This is a genomic window from Sporosarcina quadrami (genome assembly GCF_014836615.1).
GTDB classification, from domain to species: domain Bacteria; phylum Bacillota; class Bacilli; order Bacillales_A; family Planococcaceae; genus Sporosarcina; species Sporosarcina quadrami.
This window is the reverse complement of sequence record NZ_JACSQN010000008.1, coordinates 164,625-185,687: the sequence shown is the minus strand read 5'-3', so window position 1 is coordinate 185,687 and position 21,063 is coordinate 164,625. Positions and strand designations below refer to the sequence as shown.

Genomic DNA, 21,063 nt, shown 5'->3' with positions numbered 1-21,063 from the left:
TTTGTCCGTTCACCGGCAAGCCGGTTTCAGAACTTGTATTGTTGACGTTTTGCTGTTCAGTTTTCAAGGTTCATTGTTTATTTATCATTCATTGTCTTAAGCTGTCGGTTTGTGTTGTTCTCTCGACTGCTTTATAACTATACCAAATCACTTTCGACATGTCAACGATTTTAAACATCTTTTTTTCATACAAGTGAATCCCTTTATAATTTAATAGAAAAAAGACTGTGGAGAAGCCCTTTACATAAGGCTTCATCCACAGTCGAATTACTTAACAAGTCCACTTCTATTCAATGAAAATGAAATAAAGAATAAAGATAACAAAGAGTCCATACATGATTGGATGTATTTCTTTCCTTCTACCACTGAGTAACATTGTTATTGGATAGAATACAAAACCGATAGCGATTCCCGTTGCAATACTGTACGTTAACGGCATTGCAATGATTGTGAAAAATGCAGGGACAGCAATTTCGAACTTCGTCCATTCAATGTTGCCTAATGTAGAAACCATTAGTACACCTACAATAATTAACGCAGGCGCCGTCACTTCAGGAGTGATGACGAACAAAAGTGGAGAGAAGAACAAAGATAGAAGGAACAGCACGCCCACTACTATAGAAGAGAACCCTGTTCGTGCACCCGCTGCAACTCCTGCAGTCGATTCAATATATGAAGTAGTTGTTGAAGTCCCGAAAACAGATCCGGTTACTGTTGCTAATGAATCTGCGAGTAATGCCTTTCCAGCGCGAGGCAACTTATCATCTTTCATAAGTCCGGCTTGTGTAGCTACTGCAACCAAAGTTCCTGCTGTATCGAAAAAGTCTACAAATAAGAATGTGATAACTATGACCAGGAATTGAGTAGTCATTAAAGACGCCGGATCATTGAAGATCGAATGGAATGCAACTCCGAAGGTAGATTCTACACTTGGAACTTTTGCTACAATATGAGACGGCAAATCGATTAGACTGACGAACATTCCAAGTACAGTTGTCATAATCATACCGTAGAAGATGGCACCTTTAATTTTACGCACCATCATAATTACTGTAATAACTAATCCGAAAATCGCAAGAAGGGTCGGGCCGTTTGCCAAGTTCCCCAATGCTACAAGTGTATTTGGATCAGCGACAATGATATTGGCATTTTGTAAACCTAGGAAAGTGATGAATAATCCAATCCCTGCCCCAACTGCATATTTCAGCTGTGCCGGAATAGCATTGATGATCATTTCACGTAATCCTGTCAAAGATAAAATAATAAAGATAACCCCTGAGAACAAAACACCTGTCAATGCAGTTTGCCAAGGGATTCCATACCCTAATACGACAGAAAACGCGAAGAATGCGTTCAGCCCCATACCTGGAGCAAGACCTATCGGGTATCTTGCGATTAACCCCATGAATATCGAACCGACAGCTGCTGCCAAAGCAGTTGCGACAAATACCGCGCCTTTGTCCATACGCATTGCGTCTGGTAAATCCGGAACTGCGTCGAGTGAAAGGACAAGTGGATTAACCGCCAATATATATGCCATTGCCAAAAACGTCGTCAATCCACCGATAATTTCTCTGCGATAGTTTGTACCTAACTTTTCGAACTCAAAATACTTCTTCATGAATACCGCCCTTTTATGTAAGTTTATAGTATACAGTGCATACTTCAGACAAAATAATCATTTGAAATTGTGCCAACAAAAAAAGGAAGCATACGAATACTGCCCGTATACTTCCCAAAAGATAACCAGATTAAAGTAATATCCTTTACTCCAGTCATCGTAGGCGAACATTTAAGGTGTCCGGTAGAGACTCTCAGGCCATATCCCCAAGATTATACGATGATGTTACGTATTTTTTTATTCCCACTCAATTGTTCCTGGTGGTTTTGCAGTAATATCATAAACAACGCGGTTTACATGATCTACTTCAGCCGTAATACGTGTACTGATCTTCTCGAGGATATCCCAAGGGATTCTTGCCCAGTCTGCTGTCATTCCATCTACAGAATGGACTGCGCGAAGACCGATTGCATAATCGTAAGATCGTTTTTCGTTTCTCACGCCTACGCTGCGGATATCAGGAAGGATTGCGAAGTACTGCCAAATTTCACGATCAAGACCAGCTTTCGCGATCTCTTCACGAAGAATCCAGTCCGCCTCGCGTACAATATCAAGTTTAGCTTCTGTAATTTCACCCAACACTCTTACGCCTAGTCCCGGACCTGGGAATGGCTGACGATTAACGATTTCAGATGGCAAACCAAGTTCTGCACCAACCGCACGCACTTCATCCTTGAACAACGCCTTTAATGGTTCAATCAATTCGAAGTCCATATCTTCAGGAAGACCGCCAACGTTATGATGAGATTTAATCACTTCTTTTGTTGCAGTTCCACTTTCGATGATGTCTGCATAGATTGTTCCTTGTGCCAAGAAGTCAATGCCTTCCAGTTTTCCTGACTCTTCATCAAACACATAAATGAATTCACTACCGATAATTTTACGTTTTTGTTCTGGATCAGTGACTCCTGCCAGTTTGTCTAAGAAACGTTTCTTGGCATCGACTTTAATGAAGTTCATATGGAACTGATTAGTGAATGTATCTACAACACTTTCCACTTCATACTTACGAAGTAGGCCGTGGTCTACGAAAATACACGTTAACTGATCACCGATTGCACGGTGAATTAATGTAGCAACAACTGAAGAATCAACTCCGCCACTTAATGCACAAAGTACTTTACGGTCCCCAACTTGAGCACGGATCTTTTCAACCTCTATGTCAATGAAGCTTTTCATTGTCCAGCTGTCTTTTGCTTCACAGATAGCTGATACGAATTGGCGCAAGATTTCTTTGCCGTTTTCAGTTTGTGCAGCTTCTGGATGGAACTGTAAGCCATACACATGCTTGTCCTCATTTTGGAACGCTACAATTTCACCTTTGGAATCTGTCGCAATTGCAGTAAAGCCAGCAGGCATAGATGATACTGCATGTCCTTTACTCATAAGAACAGTTTGTTTTCCTTCAAGAGAAGCGAAAAGTTTTGACGCTCCGTCAAATGTCACTTCTTGTACATCCGAATCGCTTTCAGATGCCGAGACAGTACCTTCGAAGTTATTGGCGATTAAATTGGAACCGTACGCAACACCAAGAATAGGAATTCCTAAATCGAAAATGCTAGCATCTATTTCGTATGCCGCTTCATCTGCAGATGCCGCTCCACCAGATAAGATTATTCCGACAGCATTCATTCCTTTGATTTCTTCTGCTGTAACTGTGTGAGGATGCAATTCACTATAAACACCAAACTCACGAACTGTACGTGTAATGAGTTGGTTATGAGCATTTCCGTAATCCAATACGACGATTTTTTCCTGTTCGACCAATAAAGGAGTTGTTGACAATTGATCCACCTCTTCCAATTAAATTCCGATCCCTCAAAAATCAGCAAAGACGCGTAAGAAAGTTCTTCTTTCCACGCGTCTCAACATTCTACTACGGACAGAAATAGGACAGTCCTATCCCCGCCTTCATAGACAAGTCATTATCGGTGACTTTGTAGAAACGTCTGAACCATATTATCAGACATATATGAGGGCCAATCGGTTGTTCTTTTTTCTTATCTTACTGCTTTCATTAAAAAAAATCAACCCGATGCACTATTGATTAAACTTTCCCACATTTCCTTCAAAGCTTGCCAATCTTGGTTAGTTGTATACCCTCCATAAAAGCCTTGTTCATATACTTTTGTGAGTCTTCCCATTCTGCCGCCTCCATAATGACTGTCAACCAAATTTGCGTATTCGGATAACGTCATATTGTTAGATCTTTTCAATCCAATACGATCTAACTGTTTAAGAAGGATTTTATACTGTTTTGTGAACTGCTCCCAGTCACTCTTTTTAGTTCGATTCGCCTTGATAAGTAATTTAGGTAGCCATTTCCCTCTGTTGGAATAAATACTCCGGAAAATGAGCGCTGTAACAGCTAAACAGATGAATAGCAACCACTTGTATTTTTTACCGAAATCTTTAACAGCAGACCACAAGGAGTTCGCATTGCTCTTTTGCTGGACACGTTCAGGCGTTTCAATCAATTCTTGTTCTTGCCGAATTTGTTCTTCCATTTCTGGAATTTGAGGATCGCTTGTGTCGAGCTCGATATCATAATCAATTTGAGTTGGATTTGAGAAACCGATTGTCGGTTCAAACGGCATCCATCCGAACTTAGGAATATACGCTTCTACCCATGAATGAGCTTCATTGTTCGTAATTGTATATTCCGTCATTCCTCTTGAATTCTTCTTCCCTTCCCCCGGAGCAAAACCTTTTGCCCAACGAGCTGGTATATCTGCTGCACGCAAGAGGACGACCATCGATGTCGAAAAGTTATCACAGTACCCTCGTTTAGTATCAAATAGAAATTGATCTACATAATCTTCGTCGCCTTGCGGTATTGCAACATTTTGCTGATCATAGACAAATCCGTTTCTGCCGAAATACCGTTCCACTTTCTTCACTTTCTCATAAACACTTTCTTCGGTCTCTGTTATGCTCATCGCCAATTCCCTGACACGATCTGGTACATTTTCAGGCAACTGTAGATATTGAGCAACTTCCGGACCATATTGTTCGGGATATGTTTCACGCAAAGCTTTCAAGCTGTATAAGTCGTATTCGGTAAAATCAATGCTGTACGATTCGAGTTCGATCCTCACTCCATCTTCCCGTGCCCAATACCGACCATTTTCTGGCTGATAATTCAACTCAACATCTAAAGCAGTATGAATTGTTGACGTACCGTAAGGATAAACAAGATATGGCAAAGGAGTCTTCATTTGAATGGAGGCTGTTTGTAATTCATTATCCTCTGACATGATTGTCATATCATCTACTAACAGGTCACCAGGCTGAATGCTCAATGGGTCCGAATAAATACGATTTTGCTCCCATCCTTTTGACGTATATGTGTTTTTCGTTTCAATTCTCCAATATTGCTTTTTAGGAACAACTGCTTTAAAAACGACAGTACTATCTTGAGCGAAAGAACCACCGAGCTTAGAATCATCGGGGTCATAACCACTTTGAGAAATGCTTTCGCCACTACCAACCGCACTATCACCATTAACAAGTGATTTTAAAAACGGTATAGGATCCGCCCATGCAGGTTCTTGTTCGGGCATGAAACTCGCCAATGTACCGCTCACAAAGACTGCAAATACTACTGGCAGCGATAAGGAGATGAACATTCCGACGCTCAGTTTGCGGCCATGTTTTTCAGCAAGTTTTGATATCGTCAACAAACCTAATAATAACAATCCTGAAATCATGATCCGGAAAATCGCACCATCTGCATTATAGGAACTAAAAGTATCTAACACAGCAATGAAAATGACAGTCATTGCATAGAAAAGCAGAATGCTCTTGCGAACTTCGATCCAATGACGAATTAAATAGATTGTCATCCAAAGCAAGACGAAAAATAAGACAGTTCTGAATGGATTTGTAATGTTCTCCCAATCACCAACAGCCATAATAGAGAAATTGGATGACAGGTCAGCAAGTAATGTATTGACCGTTTCCCGACCAATGAATATCGTGTCATAAAACACATAATGAAGTGCAAAGAATAAATATATAACTTTTAACGGAATAGAAATCCACCATCTAAATCTCAGTAAACCGAAAATAAATGACAGCCCGGTAAAATAAAGAAAGATGCTTAAATGGTCAGTATCTGTTAGTTCACCAACTGGCAACAGCCATTCCCACAGCAATATAAATGCAAGTCCATACATGAATAACAAAAGTCGAATATCCGTCTTGCCTTCATTCATCAAGCGGACACCTCCCTCAGAGCATCAGCAAATTGCGGTTGAGTAACAACATGAACTTTAAAGCCTTTGGATTTAAGAAGCCGCAATTGCTCTTGTAACACTGCAGACCTCGTTTTTTTCTCTTCCACTACAACGAAACAAATAATAGATTTGGCACTTGGAGCTAAACTATTAGCGGATTGGATGAACGCCCAATCGGGATTACTCGTTATAATAATCAAGCTACCTGATAATGATTCAATAACGGAGCTATCTGCTAAATGTACATCATTCACTTGAGCAGGTTGTAATTTAGCCAAATGGACGAATACCGTATGGAACTGATCAGATGAATGGATGAATGGGAAGATTTTCGTCTCCTCACCGACTGAGATGAACGAGACAGTCGCCTGGTGCGATATTGCTTCTTCCAAAATGGAAGCACACAATTCCACTTGACTTTCGAACACTATAGATTCCCTTCCATCAAGTAAGACAATCAAATCTTCCGACTGTCGATCTTCAAACTCCTTCGTCATTAACGTCTGTGTCCGAGCAAACGATTTCCAGTGAATCCACGATACCCGGTCACCAGCCTGATAATCTCGCACACCCGTTGCCATTGTTGTATCCTTGATGAGTGAATAAGGAGCAATTCTTGCACCACGATCAAATTGAGCATCCATAGACGCGTAATGTATCGGTACCGTATTTGGATAGACAAGAATCGTGTCCTTCACTGGATAGAAAACGCTTTTCTTAATCCACCCAAAAAAGTCCGACACTTCAATTTCGATGCCTTCTGCAATATGTTCTCCTCGAGGGATGTGTTCTATTTCATACGTAAAATCCACGTTTCTCTTAAATCCGAAAACAAAAAAGTGTTTATGATTATGTTGAGAATTCTCTTCCATAATAGGCTCCGTCCACTTATCTGTTAGAACGGTATAAAGTAGCGGAAAAGGGATGGCGCGACTAACAGAAATGGTGACAACCAATTTTCCGCCTTTTTCTATTGTTTTTGATTGGAATGTTCGAACCGTATTCAGCGTCTTAATAGGATACAAAAATAACGCTGCTGAGTAGAGAAGAAATGGCATCATGACGTAAAAGATTGTCCAACTCACCTTACCGCCTTGGAACATTGCAAACACGTAGCTTGCAATGCATAATGCGATAATGAAAACGAGTCGGCCAGTTATCGAAAACCATGAACCTCTTTTCTTCATCTCGTCCTCACCCGATCAATCGGCACACTTACTTTTGCAAGGATCCTTTCAACAATTTCCGTTGTCGTTATCCCTTCGTACTTGGCTTCCGGCTTTAGAATAATTCTATGTCCAAAGACGAATGGCGCTAAATATTTAACGTCATCCGGCGTTACGAATGTGCGTCCTTTTATGAGTGCATATGCTTGGCATGATTTCATGAGAGCTAGGGAACCACGTGGACTGACGCCTAAATATACGTATGGATTCAAACGGGTCTCTGCTGCACAGTCGACCATATACGCTTTAACTGAATGGTCGACATCAACGTCTTTCACAGCTTTTTGCAAAACTGTCAAATCCTCTATTGAAAGTACTGGTTCAAGTTCATCGATTGGCACCGATTTTTCTGCTCTTACTAATACTTCCACTTCTTCAAGTCTCTTCGGATAACCCATTCTTAGTTTAAAAAGAAAGCGGTCAAGTTGCGCTTCTGGCAAAGGATATGTTCCTTCATATTCTATCGGGTTTTGCGTTGCCATAACAAAGAACGGTTGGGGTATGCGAATTGTTTCCCCGTCAATCGTTACAGAAGACTCTTCCATACTTTCCAGTAAAGCTGCTTGAGTCTTTGGTGAAGTACGATTGATTTCATCCGCCAAGACGATATTACCGATAATCGGCCCTGGTCTGAATTCAAATTCCATCTCTTTCGGATTATAAATCGATACGCCAAGCACATCGGACGGCAATAGATCTGGTGTGAACTGAATCCGTTTGAACGTAGCACCGATCGAACGCGCTAACGCTTTTACCATCATAGTCTTACCGACACCCGGAACGTCTTCAAGAAGGACGTGCCCTCCTGCCAGCAATGCTGTCATGCTAAGTTCGGCGATATCCCGTTTTCCAATCATCACTCTATCAATATTAGATAAAACCTTTTCAATTACCAATTCATGTGACATCCCATTTCCTCCAATTCAAAGCATCTTTCTATTAACATATCCTAACATGTCCGAAAATTTACAAAATGTAACTTCATGATAACGTATTTAAGAAGGTGTCACAACCTTCATGAACGGATTAATGCCAAATGAGAAAACCCGTCAGCGATATATAATCACCAACGGGTTTTGCCTTCACTTCCAAAAATCATCAAATATCGTAATAGGCATATGTCGTTTATGTGCAGAACGGGAATAATATCTTTCAATTGTTTCTTGTGCCTTGTTAGATACTTTTTTCCCTTCCAAGTAATCATCAATTTCATCATAAGTTACACCTAACGCAACTTCGTCAGGAATAGCAGGTTTGTCTTCTTCTAAATCTGCGGTAGGGACTTTATTGTACAAATGCTCTGGTGCTCCAAGCTTTTGCAGCAATTCCCTACCTTGTCGTTTGTTCAGACGGTAAAGTGGCATGAGATCTGCACCACCGTCGCCGAATTTCGTGTAAAATCCTGTGATTGCTTCAGCAGCATGGTCTGAACCAAGCACGACACAGCTATGAGTTGCTGCAATAGCATATTGCACCTTCATGCGTTCTCTCGCTTTGTCATTCCCTTTTGTATAGTCAGAAATGATAATACCAGCTTTTTTTAACGCAAGTTCACTTGCATCCACAGCTGCTTTAATATCTACTGTATAAATTTTCGATGGTTGAATGAAATTGAGCGCATCTTGACAATCGTCTTCATCAAACTGTTTACCGTAAGGAAGTCTGATTGCTATGAACTGATAGCGATCTGTTTTATTTTCTTCATTTAATTCATCTACAGCCATCTGTGCGAGCTTACCGACTAATGTTGAGTCTTGACCACCTGAAATGCCTAGCACATATCCATTGATAAATGGGTTTTTAATCAAATATTCCTTCATGAAATCAATAGATTTACGGATTTCCTCTTTTGGATTTATCGTTGGTTTACTTTTCAATTGCTCTATAATTTGGTCTTGGAATGTCATAATTCCGCCTCCTTATTTGTTTGCATACTCATCAACTTTGTCCTGCACTTCATGAATATTACGCATTTTGTTATCCCAACACTTTTGGCTTAAGTCGACCGGATACTCTTCAGGATTAAGTGAGCGCTTGTATTCATCCCAAAGCAATTCCAAATTGGCATAGGCATAGTTACGCATCTCATTCAGCGAAGGGTTTTGATAAATGATTTTCCCTGCCTCAACCACTTTCGCGTGTAAGTTCACTGCTTCAAAATTGGTAACGAATTTCGAGATGAATGTATGAACTGGATGGAACATCTTAATGCGTTTTTCTTCTGTCGGATCTTCGTCTGCCATTGTAATATAATCACCTTCCGCCTTACCATTTTCTTTGTCGATAATGCGGTAAAGCTTCTTCTGACCTGGTGTTGTCACTTTTTCAATATTGGACGAGATTTTAATCGTATCTTCCATTTCACCTGCAGCATTTTCAATGGAAACAATTTTATACACGGCACCGAGTGCTGGTTGGTCGTAAGCGGTAATCAGTTTTGTACCGATACCCCACACATCCACTTTCGCGCCTTGCGCTTTCAAGTTCAATATTGTGTATTCATCAAGATCATTTGAAACGACAATTTTCACATCAGTAAATCCGGCAGCATCTAGCATACGACGTGCTTCTTTAGAGAGGAAGGCGATATCTCCGCTATCAAGACGGATACCGATAAAATTGATTTTATCGCCAAGTTCTTTTGCTACTTGAATGGCTGTTGGAATGCCGATTTTTAGAGTATTGTACGTATCTACAAGGAAAACACAGTCCTTATGACGCCTCGCATAAGAGTGGAATGCATCATACTCGCTTCTATACGCCTGTACCATCGAGTGCGCGTGAGTACCTGCGACAGGGATACCAAAAAGTTTGCCTGCCCGCACATTGCTCGTCGCTTCTACCCCACCGATGACTGCTGCACGTGCACCCCATATGGCCGCATCCATTTCATGAGCTCTGCGACTGCCAAATTCCATAACGACTTCATCTTTCACTACTTGTTTTATACGACTTGCTTTCGTAGCTATCAACGTCTGATAATTAACGATATTCAAGAGAGCAGTTTCAATCAGCTGCGCTTCAGCCAATGTCGTCTCTACGCGGACAATCGGTTCATTCGCAAAGACAAGCTCCCCTTCAACCATCGAATAAACATCCCCAGTAAAACGGAGATCTTTTAAATAGGTTAGGAAATCATCTTTAAAACCGAGTTCCTCTTTTAAATAGACAAGATCGCTTTCACTGAAATGGAATTCTTTCAAGTAATCCAAAATCCGCTCAAGTCCAGCGAAAATTGCATAGCCGTTTCCAAACGGCAAATTTCTGAAGTAGAGTTCAAAAACCGCTTTCCGTTCATGGATGCCGTCTGCCCAATAGGACTCCGTCATGTTAATCTGATAAAGATCAGTATGTAATGCAAGACTGTCATCTGCGTAATTCGATCTCATGCCAAATCTCCTTCTTCCACATTAATGCTTCCATTATACACTATTTACCCGAAGTGAAAGAGTATCTAACATTATGTCTTTTAGACGTATACTAATGGACTTTTAACAATTAAAACGGCGGATGCCCTAAGAATAGGATCATCCACCTTAAACGTACTTTCTTATTCACTTCAACTGATTTAGCACTGTCGTCATCGATTTATCGATAATGGAGATGACCGTCTCGACTTCTTCCTTATTAATGCAAAATGGAGGGGCGAATGCGAGTGTATCTTGACCTTCGTAAATGATACTACGTCCGAGAAGACCATGATTAAGCGCCTCTTCAATTACTTTCACTGAAACCGGCTCATCAAAACGGGTCTTCGTTTCTTTGTCTTTCATAATTTCAACGGCACCAAGCAACCCGATTCCTCTTGTATCGCTAATTACATCATGTTTATCTGCGAGCCACTTAAACCCTTTTTGGAATTCGTCACCCATATTTTGGACGTTTTCAATCAATTTTTCGTCTTCGATGATGCGCAAGTTCTCAAGTGCCACCGCACAACACATCGGATGTCCGCTATATGTGTAGCCATGCATGAATACGCCATCGGACAATTCGATAAGCTCGTTCTTCAGCTTTTCTGATATGACCATACCCCCAAGTGGTGCATATCCGCTAGTAATCCCTTTTGCAATAACCATGATGTCAGGTACCGTATCGTAGTTATTCATACCAAATGTTGTGCCTGTTCTTCCAAAACCAGTTATAACTTCATCCGCAATGAAAAGGATATCGTGTCGATCACACAATGCGCGGATTTTTTTGAAATAGTCTTCTGGCGGTGGATTGACGCCTCCTGAACCTTGGACTGGCTCAGAGACAAATGCCGCAATTGTATCAGCGCCTTCTTCTGCTATGAGACGTTCAAGATCTTCAATGGATGAATCGACATATAGGAAATCCGGTGCGAGCGATGGAAACGCTCTGAATGCCGGCAGTCCAGTGGCACTTGATGCACCCATTGAAACGCCGTGATACGATTTATTTCGCGTGATGATTTTCTTTTTAGCTGTTTTGCCTTTCAACTGCCAATAATGACGGACGGTTTTAAATGCTGTATCATTCGCCTCTGAGCCGCCTGACGTAAAGAATGTCATGTTTAAGTCCCCGGGTGCCATCTTCGCTACTTTCTCAGCTAACTCGATGACACGTTCATGACTGTTTGTCGCAAACGTCGAACTGAAGGCAAGTTGCTTCATCTGCTTCATAGCTGCAATGCCAAGTTCTTCGCGCCCATGACCGATATTAACATTCCATAATGACGATAGACCGTCGATGACTGTTTTGCCGCGTACATCTTTCAAATAAATTCCTTTTCCTTCCGTAAAGATGAATTTCGGTCCTTGTGCTTGTTGCTGTTTGAATGAAGTCGTTGGATGAAAGAAATGTTTTTTATCAAGCTCAGCTAACTCGCTATATTTCATTTCCATTGTTTCTTCTGCTTTTGTTGTCATTGTAAATCCCTCCGAAGCTTATTTTTTAGGTAGTACCGGTTGCCTAATACTTGTTTCAAAAGCAACCTCTGTTTCATTTAATCCGTCTTCTTTCACGAATTCTTTTCCGAATTCTAAATTAGCGTCCATTTTCTCATCAGCTTTTAATGTCTTTAGTAGTGAGTAGCCCATGAGAAGTAATATAATTGTAAAAGGCAATGCCGCCACTAACGAAGCTGTTTGGAGTCCTTGCAAACCACTGCTGTTAATGAGTACTGCTACAATTGCAGCCATTAAGACCCCCCACACTGTCTTTAGAAAGCTACTAGGGTTTGGATTCCCATCAGAAGTCATCATGCCAAGAACAAATGCAGCGGAATCCGCGGATGTCACTAAAAAAGTAACAATGAGCAACAAGAACACGACGGATAGGAGTGTACTGAACGGGAAGTTCTCGAATGTCGCGAATAATGCACTTGTCACATCATTCTGCACAGCTCCTGCAATATTTGCCCCTTGGAATAAATCCATGTAAATCGCCGTACCACCGAAAACTCCAATCCAAACAATTGCGATGAAAGGTGGGACAACTAACACACCAAACACAAACTCACGAATCGTCCTGCCTCTAGAAATTCTTGCGATAAATGCACCTACGAAAGGCGACCAGGCAATGACCCATGCCCAATAGTTAACTGTCCAAGCTTTCGACCAAGTGTTGCCATCATAAGGCGATAAACCGAGACTCATGCTGAAAAAGTTTTGGATATAATCACCGAGACCGAGTGCAAATGCTTCGAAAATGAACTTTGTAGGTCCTAAAAAGAGCACTATTACGATCATTCCAAGCGCTAAACTCATATTCAAAATACTTAGGAATTTTATTCCTTTATCCAATCCAGTTAACGTAGATATTAAATACAAGGCTAGCAATCCAACTGTAATTATTACTAAAAAGGTTGTATTTTGCGGGATATTGAATACATAGTTCAAACCGCCGTTTATTTGCAATATCCCCATTCCTAAAGAAGTCGCCACTCCTAATACTGTCGTGATAACGGCCAACGTGTTAATCGTTTTACGAAGCGTCTTCTTCTTATTCTTGCCGATTATCGGATTGAGCGTATCACTAATCATTCCTTTTTCTTTTTTTCTAAATTGGATATATGCTAGTGCTAAGCCAACGATTGTAAAGACTGACCATTGGTGGACACCCCAGTTGAAGAAGGAATATTGCATCGCTTGTCGACCAGCTTCAGCCGTCAAGCCTTGTGTCCCAGTTGGCGAGTTCGCAAAATGACTCATCGGTTCCGCAATTCCCCAAAAGACCAGTCCCGCACCGAATCCACAGCTGAACAGCATACCGATCCAAGCAAAGTAGGAATACTTCGGTTTTTCATCGTCCTGTCCCAATTTAATTCGCCCATACTTGCTAATCGCCAAGCCTGCACAAAATAGGACGATGGCTAATACCGAAATAAGATAGAACCATCCAAATGCGTCTGCTACAGTGTCATATGCTCGATCGGCCAGCCTTGACATTCCCGCTGCATCCAAGACGCCCCAAATGACTAAAAATGTGATGACTGTGGCGGAAATCCAAAATACGCTGTTCAGTGGCGTAGAATTTTTCCCCATATAGTTTCTCCTTTTCACTTGAATATGTTCTATTTAAAGAATCGCTGGATTAGCCAATTTAAAACTGACTACTTTCGGTTCTGTCATTTCTTGGATTGCGAACTTCACACCTTCTCTACCTAAACCAGATCCTTTTACGCCGCCGAACGGCATCCCATCTATCCTATAATCGCTACTATCGTTAATCATAATGCCGCCAACATCCATCTCTGAAATTGCCTTGAAAGCGTTCTCAATATTGTTAGTGAAGATTCCAGCTTGCAAGCCATAATTGACTGCATTTGATTTTTCGATTGCCATATCCAAATCGGCTACAGAATACAATAAGACGACTGGCCCGAATATTTCCTGGTGCGCAACGATGCAATCGGATGGCACATTCGTCAAAACTGTAGGCGCATAAAATGCTCCATTTCGTACGCCACCAACTAACAGTTCCGCTCCTTTGAAGACTGCTTCTTGAACCCACTTTTCCACTCGTTCCGCTTCTCTTCCATTGATTAATGGGCCCATGTCCGTATCCGTCGACATCTTATCTCCAACTGTATATTGTCTTGTACGATTGACAAAAGAAGAGGTAAACTTTTCAAACACTTCATGCTGGACATAGATCCGTTGTACACCTAAACAATTTTGGCCAGCTGCACAAAAAGCGCCTGACACAGTTGACTCGACCGCTGTTTCTATATTGGCATCTTTTAGGACAATGACTGGTGAATTCGAACCTAACTCCATGCTTAGCTTCTTCAATCCCGCTTTCCTTGCAATGTTTTCACCCGTCTCAAGCCCTCCAGTAAAGGACACCATCCGGATTGATGGGTGTGTTACCAAAATATCACCGATAATACTTCCCTTTCCTGTTATGACTGATAACACTTTCCGTGGTAACCCTGCATATTCGAATGCTTCAGCGAGCAATAGCGCGCTAAGTGGTGTAGCGGTTGCTGGCTTTACAATAATTGCATTGCCGGAAGCAATTGCTGGACCTACTTTATGAGCAACTAAATTTAAAGGATCGTTGAACGGTGTAATGGCCGCTATAATTCCTATAGGGAACCGATAATAATAACCAACCCGATTCTCTCCACCTGCGGACTGATCGAAGGGTATCGTTTCACCGTGAATTCGTCTCGCCTCTTCTGCGCTTAATCGCAATGTCTCTATACAACGGTTCACTTCAGAATTCGCTTCTCGGATTGTTTTGCTTCCTTCTAATGAAATTGTAGTCGCAAATCGTTCATGATGATTTTCAATATATTGAGCAGCTTCATCCAACACTTTCATCCGTTCATGAACGGGCATCTTTGCCGCTATTTTCACACCTTCTTCTGCTTCTTTTATCGCCATTAATACATCTTCTTCTGAAGCAGAAGGGACAGTCGTTATCAACTTTCCGTCTTGCGGATTTATCACTTCGATGACAACTTCTTTATCAATCCATTGTCCTGCAATGAACATCGGTTTACCTTTCACTTTTGTTTCCACCTTTACGCACCCCTTTTTAACTATCTGAGCGATTCAATATTGCGAGGGCTGATTCAACAAGGATGTTAACTCCTATCGGAAGACAGCGCTCGTCGATATCGAATTGACTTGTATGCAAATCTCTTCTTATACCGTCTGGTAATGCACACCCAAGAAAGAACATTGCACCCGGTACTGCTTGAGCCATATAGCCAAAATCTTCGCCGCCAAGACCAAATGGCCCTTCCTCTATTAGGATCGTTGCATCCACTTCTCTAACTGTATCTTTAATGATTTGAGTTACCGATCCATCATTATTTAACGCGGGTTCCCCTCGAACAACTGTGAAGTCATAGGAACCGCCTAACGGCACAACAATTTGAAATGCCTTTTCCACTTCGAGTATCATTTGCTCTCTCACTTCCGGTGAGTACGCACGAATTGACCCAGTCACCGACACAACTTCTGGTATGACATTGCTAGCAGTCCCCGTCCGGATTTCACCGATACTCGCTACAGCTGTATCTAATGGGGATAACCTCCGTGTCGGCATACTGTAAAATGTTTGCAACACGGATCCAAGCATCCAAATGGGATCTGTTCCGAGATGCGGATATCCCCCATGACCACCCGTCCCACGAATTTCGGCATGAAACACATCGACACTCGCCATGCTATATCCTTCATTCACTTGAATGACACCGACGTCATGCCAAGGGCAGACATGTAAAGCGATAATGGATTCGACTCCATCTAATACACCTTCGGCCATCATCCGAGGTGCACCTGATAATCCTTCTGCATCCGTCGCTTCCTCGGCCGGTTGGAAGAGTAGTTTAATAGTCCCCGTGAAACTACCATTTGAGGATCTCTCCGATAATAGTTGGGCCGCTCCTAGAAGTATCGCTGTATGTGCATCATGACCGCAAGCATGCATGACACCATGGTTTTTAGAAGCATAGCCATGATTATTCGTTTCCTGAATTGGCAATGCATCCATATCAGCACGTATAGCAACGGTTTTTCCAGGACCGTTAGTAATTGTTGCAACAACTCCAGTTCTTCCAACACCTGTTTGAATAGAAACTCCTTCAAACCTCCTAAGCGTTTCCGCTACAAAACGGGCTGTTTCTTCTTCCTGAAAACTCAACTCAGGATGTCGATGAAGATGCCTTCTCCACTCAATCAATTGTTTGTCAAAATTTTGCTCATTGGTCATGAGCTCTTTTTCTACTTGCATATGCCAAGCTCCCTTCCGGCATCTACTCACATTGCGATTTCTATTTGGTCTTTAATAATAAGTTCTCTTTGAAAGTCGGTGAGCACTTCACACCCCGATTCCGTCACTCTTATCGTTTCGCTAATCTCCACTCCGAAATCGTCGAACCAAAGGCCAGGAATCATATGGAATGTCATATTCGGCTGAAGAATTGTCAAGTCACCACTTCGAATGCTCGCCGTATGCTCACCCCAATCAGGAGGATAACCGATACCGACCGAGTAACCCATTCGTGAATCCTTCTCGATTCCGTATTTTGAGATGACTGAGCGCCAAGCCATTTCAACTTCTTCACAAGTCGCTCCTGGTTTCACAGCTTCGATTGCAACATTCAACCCTTCAACAAGAATCTTTGAAGTTTCCAATACCTCTTCAGATGGACGACCGAGAGATAGTGTTCTCGCCATAGGTGCATGATAACGACGATGGCAACCAGCCAACTCTATAATGACTACCTCATCGTTCGTATATTGGCGATCCGTCCATGTCAGATGGGGAGTGGACGTATTCTTTCCAGCTGGCAATAAAGGTACAATGGAAGGATAATCCCCACCAAAACTTTCAGTACCGCTAACTAAATCCCTGAATATATTTGCAGCGACATCACATTCCCGTACACCTTCTTGAATAGATGCAATGGCTGTATTCATTCCAATCCCCGCAATTATTGCGGCTCTTCGTATATATTCAATCTCTTGATCAGATTTGATGATTCTCACTTTATTAACAAGCAGACTCGCATTTATGAATTTTGCATTTGGTAAATTCACTTTGAGTTTTTCATACGCAAGTGCCGAGAAATAATACGAAGCCATTTCTAGCCCAATCCGCCGACTCGCAACGCCTATGTCTTGAAGAACACGAGCAATGAAATCCATCGGGTGTTTCTCCTGTGAATGGATATGATCTTCAGGATAATAAAGGATATTCTCTTCATTCAACCATGTCGTCACTTTTGCAGCATTAGCATCCATTTTCCTGCCAATCCAAATAGGCTGTACACGATCTGTAAAAATCATTAACATCTGATCGACATAAAATGACCAACCGTCGTATCCAGAGAGATAGTTCATATTCGCAGGATCCGTTATGAGTAAGACATCCATCCCTTGTTCCTGCATCCGCAACTTTGTTTGTGTTATACGAGCGTGATATTCCTCCACCGTAAATGAATTCATTCTTTTACGTCCCTCCTTTATTTTTCACAAGCGACTTATCAGACTAGCAAAGCTAGTAAACTTCATATCTTCATTTTATATACTGAATAATTTAAATACATCTTCTACTTTGTATGAATTTTTAACATTTCTTTCATACAACTTTGAAATATTTGACGATTGCTGTACTTTTAATAATAAACGAGGGTTAAAAGTCCCGAAGTGGCGATAAATTTCTTTATTCAATCGATATACACAATTATTTGATCGATAAATTCATCTATTCAATCGATATATACAATTATTCAATCGATATCCGTATACATGGCCGACTCCTCCACGCTACCCCATAAGAAAAAGAGCCATTAGAAATAGGCTCTTTTCATTCATACTTATTTAGTGGATGTAATGGCATCTGTCGACCATAATTTAACTGCAAATTCGAGAAGGAATAGATCATCAGGGTTTACGAGTGATTTTCCTGTTAACGTTTCAATTTTACGCAATCTGTAGAGGAGCGATTGACGATGCAAATTAAGTTCACGTGCGGTCTTGCTTACATTGCCACTATTGGCACGATAAATAGCAAAGGTTTTAATTAGATCCATCCCTTTACCATCGTCATAATTGATCAGGGGCGAAAGAACGGATAATGCGATTTGTTTCACTTCTTCATTGATAGCAAGATTTAGTAATAGGCTGCTCAATTGAGTGTCGTCAAAATGAGTCCGCCTTCCAGTTCCGAATTCTCCTCTCCCCATTTCCAGTGCGGCTTTTGCCTTCTGATAACTACTTTTGAAGTTATCTTTACCTTCAACCCGTTTACCGACTCCCCATGAAAACAAGACGCCGGGCAATAGATGGATGAACCGCCTTTCCACTAAATCCAAAAATTGATTGACCGTGTCTGCTGTTGCGGTTGCTGAAGTTTCAAGGAAAATGATAATGATGTCATTTTTAAATGCATATAGTAGTCTGCGCCCAATGCTATCAGCTGCGTAAAATATGCCATCCTTAATATATGAATTCATATATTCCAAGTCGGTCTTTCGTGAATAAGAACGCCCTTGCTGTTGCTGAATTAAGCTCCCCAAATTCTCAGGGCAACCAATGATGCATACATATGGGACTTCCAAATTATATTTAAACAAGTCCGCATGTGCCTGGATATGCTCGGGGGACATGTTTTCACCAATTACTAAACTAAGTAAGAACTCATTCTGCATTCTACCTTCTGCTTCGACAACAGCGCTATCACGTGAAAACCATAATGCTGTTGCAACTGTTGCCTGTTCTGCGATTGTTATATCCTGCTTACTCAAGCTTTCATCAACAGATGTTAGTATGAAGAAATTCCCTTTTGGCTTGCCGTTCGATTTTATAGTAAATTGATAAAGTAGTTGATTACGTTCTTCTATCTTTCTTACATCTGAATATTTTGGATGGTGGGATTCTTCTAACGCAGCGACGGAATCGACACGTTTGTTCCACATAGAGAATACCACCGCCCTATCCGCCGTCCCAGACACCACTTCACCTTTTTCATCCGCAATCAATATATGCTTCCCAATTTCACGTTCAATGTAATCCGTAATGGATTGAAGCGTTCGACCTTCCAAGATGATTTGGATTAATTGCTCCTGAATTTCTTTCGGACGGTTAATTGCCTTATTTCTATTAATCAACAGATGTCCCATAATTTCATGCACAAGATCCGCGAACCGTAATTCCCAAGGTATTTCCAAAATGATAAACCTACTCTTTTCAGCGAATTCTATGATTTCTTCCGGTATATCAAAAACGTGCCGTCCAGTCGCAATAGCCAATACCGATGCACCAGAATTGTATACATCTTCCACGAACTTCATGAGCTCGTCTTTATTGCCAAAACAGCCGATTCCTGTCGTCAATACAAACTCGTTTTCCCTGACAAAGTTTTCTACCGGATTCTCCATGACGGAAACCCACTCCACTTGTTTATCATCAATCGCATCTGCGCCAGATCTTATTATGGCATTGTTCAACATTGGGAATTGCAATATAGCGTTCACCGTAATATTCACCATGATTTTGCCCCCTGAACTTATTTAGTCATCTACAAGTTTTTCAGCGTCCTATTTACATTTGCATACTTCCAGTATAGCAAACAGCTGAAAAAATTTTCAGGATGGCTTGCAATCTATTCTGAATCATGATAACTTTAGTTAAGTTATTTTTTGAACAATTCCATAATTTATTCTTATCAAGAGAGACGGAGGGATTGGCCCGAAGATGTCTCAGCAACCAGCCCGATTTTGGTATGGTGCTAACTCCAAAAGGCTTAACCGTCTTGAAGATAAGAAGAACGATTTCAACATGTATAACGTTGAAAGCCTCTTCTTATATGAAGAGGCTTTTTTATATGATAATGACAAGGGGATGAATAGGATGACAGAACAAAGTATACATACGAAATTAGTGCAACTAGGAAACGGCAGTGACAAGAAAACGGGTGCTATCAACCCGCCAATCTACTTATCTACAGCGTACAAACATGATGGATTAGGGCAATCTACGGGGTATGACTATTCCCGCACGAAAAATCCAACCAGAACAATTTTAGAGGATGGTATAGCAGATTTGGAAAATGGAGATGCGGGATTTGCGTGTAGTTCGGGTATGGCTGCAATCCAGCTCGTACTTTCGTTATTTAAATCAGGAGATGAACTGATCGCACCGGATGACATTTATGGGGGAACTTATCGGTTATTCGATCAATATACAAATCTATATGGCATAAAGACAACTTATACTTCATTCGAAAGTGTCGCTGAAACGGAAAAGCTTATTACTAAAAATACAAAAGCACTATTCATTGAAACGCCAACGAACCCGCTCATGGTAGAAATTAATATCGAACAGTATGCAGATCTCGCAAAGAAACATGAATTGCTACTAATTGTCGATAATACGTTCTTAACTCCTTATTACCAACGGCCGATTGAGTCTGGAGCACATATCGTCATTCATAGCGCGACGAAATATATCGGCGGGCATAACGATGTACTAGCAGGGCTTGTCGTTGCAAAAGGTGAATCTCTATGTACACAACTGGGGGAAAATCATAACGCGATTGGAGCTACACTTTCCCCATTCGATTCATGGCTCGTAGTCCGTGGGTTGAAGACATTGCATGTGCGGATGAAGCAACATGACGCGAATGCCAAAGTATTGGCTGAGTACATGAAAACTGAGCCATTAATTGCAGATGTTTTATATGCAGGTACAGGTGGCATGCTATCCTTCAGACTTCAGGATAGCGAATGGGTCGGTCCTTTTCTCGAAAATCTGCGTTTAATCACATTTGCAGAAAGCCTTGGTGGAGTGGAAAGTTTCATCACCTATCCGACGACCCAAACACATGCCGATATCCCGGAAGAAGAACGCGAACAGCGCGGTGTCGATAAACGGCTATTGCGCTTCTCTGTCGGACTGGAAGAAGTTGAGGATTTGATTGCCGATTTCAAACAAGCATTAGTCAATGCTGCGGAAAAATCTGCTGTTAGAACTAACTAAAACAAAGAAAGCGA

14 protein-coding genes and 3 riboswitches are annotated in these 21,063 nt (G+C 41.4%); of the genes, 1 reads left to right on the top strand and 13 read right to left on the bottom strand.

Features of this window, described 5'->3' with window-relative positions; all coding sequences use genetic code 11:
* Positions 1–286: 286 nt before the first annotated feature.
* The 13 genes from H9649_RS10670 to H9649_RS10610 form a co-directional block, all read right to left on the bottom strand.
* Positions 287–1,621, bottom strand: coding sequence for an NCS2 family permease (locus H9649_RS10670; protein WP_191694807.1), 1,335 nt, complete (start codon positions 1,619–1,621; stop codon positions 287–289).
* A gap of 140 nt (positions 1,622–1,761) precedes the next feature.
* Positions 1,762–1,861: riboswitch (purine riboswitch) on the bottom strand.
* A complete protein-coding gene (guaA, locus tag H9649_RS10665) occupies positions 1,859–3,406 on the bottom strand; it encodes a glutamine-hydrolyzing GMP synthase (RefSeq protein WP_191694806.1) in 1,548 nt (515 codons plus the stop codon). (Overlaps the previous riboswitch by 3 nt.)
* 109 nt (positions 3,407–3,515) lie before the next feature.
* Positions 3,516–3,617: riboswitch (purine riboswitch) on the bottom strand.
* 31 nt (positions 3,618–3,648) lie between these two features.
* Positions 3,649–5,838, bottom strand: coding sequence for a transglutaminase family protein (locus H9649_RS10660; RefSeq protein WP_191694804.1), 2,190 nt, complete (start codon positions 5,836–5,838; stop codon positions 3,649–3,651).
* On the bottom strand, positions 5,838–7,046 hold the full coding sequence (locus tag H9649_RS10655) for a DUF58 domain-containing protein (RefSeq protein ID WP_191694802.1): 1,209 nt from the start codon (positions 7,044–7,046) through the stop codon (positions 5,838–5,840). The genes H9649_RS10660 and H9649_RS10655 overlap by 1 nt, the downstream gene beginning before the upstream one ends.
* Positions 7,043–7,993: an AAA family ATPase gene (locus tag H9649_RS10650; RefSeq protein ID WP_191694800.1), complete on the bottom strand. Its 951-nt coding sequence runs from the start codon at positions 7,991–7,993 to the stop codon at positions 7,043–7,045. The genes H9649_RS10655 and H9649_RS10650 overlap by 4 nt, the downstream gene beginning before the upstream one ends.
* Positions 7,994–8,167: 174 nt before the next feature.
* Entirely contained in the window at positions 8,168–8,992 is an 825-nt protein-coding gene (gene nadE, locus H9649_RS10645; protein WP_191694798.1) for an ammonia-dependent NAD(+) synthetase, read from the bottom strand.
* A gap of 12 nt (positions 8,993–9,004) precedes the next feature.
* The gene (locus H9649_RS10640; protein ID WP_191694796.1) at positions 9,005–10,474 is read right to left on the bottom strand and encodes a nicotinate phosphoribosyltransferase; all 1,470 of its coding nucleotides are present in this window, start codon (positions 10,472–10,474) and stop codon (positions 9,005–9,007) included.
* Positions 10,475–10,639: 165 nt separating this feature from the next.
* Entirely contained in the window at positions 10,640–11,977 is a 1,338-nt protein-coding gene (locus tag H9649_RS10635; RefSeq protein ID WP_191694794.1) for an aminotransferase family protein, read from the bottom strand.
* 18 nt (positions 11,978–11,995) lie between these two features.
* Positions 11,996–13,594: a BCCT family transporter gene (locus H9649_RS10630; RefSeq protein ID WP_191694792.1), complete on the bottom strand. Its 1,599-nt coding sequence runs from the start codon at positions 13,592–13,594 to the stop codon at positions 11,996–11,998.
* A gap of 33 nt (positions 13,595–13,627) precedes the next feature.
* A complete protein-coding gene (locus H9649_RS10625) occupies positions 13,628–15,052 on the bottom strand; it encodes an aldehyde dehydrogenase family protein (RefSeq protein WP_191694836.1) in 1,425 nt (474 codons plus the stop codon).
* Positions 15,053–15,095: 43 nt separating this feature from the next.
* Positions 15,096–16,298 carry a M20 metallopeptidase family protein gene (locus H9649_RS10620; RefSeq protein WP_191694790.1) on the bottom strand — a complete coding sequence of 401 codons (1,203 nt, stop codon included), beginning with the start codon at positions 16,296–16,298 and terminating at the stop codon, positions 15,096–15,098.
* Positions 16,299–16,324: 26 nt separating this feature from the next.
* Positions 16,325–17,515 (bottom strand): M24 family metallopeptidase, encoded by a 1,191-nt coding sequence (locus tag H9649_RS10615; RefSeq protein ID WP_191694789.1) that lies wholly within the window; start codon positions 17,513–17,515, stop codon positions 16,325–16,327.
* A gap of 371 nt (positions 17,516–17,886) precedes the next feature.
* Positions 17,887–19,560 (bottom strand): PucR family transcriptional regulator, encoded by a 1,674-nt coding sequence (locus H9649_RS10610; protein WP_225229812.1) that lies wholly within the window; start codon positions 19,558–19,560, stop codon positions 17,887–17,889.
* Between the two features lie 170 nt (positions 19,561–19,730).
* A riboswitch (SAM riboswitch) is annotated at positions 19,731–19,836 on the top strand.
* 85 nt (positions 19,837–19,921) lie between these two features.
* Between H9649_RS10610 and H9649_RS10605 the strand changes: the two genes are divergently transcribed.
* The gene (locus H9649_RS10605; RefSeq protein ID WP_191694787.1) at positions 19,922–21,049 is read left to right on the top strand and encodes a methionine biosynthesis PLP-dependent protein; all 1,128 of its coding nucleotides are present in this window, start codon (positions 19,922–19,924) and stop codon (positions 21,047–21,049) included.
* Positions 21,050–21,063: the final 14 nt, after the last annotated feature.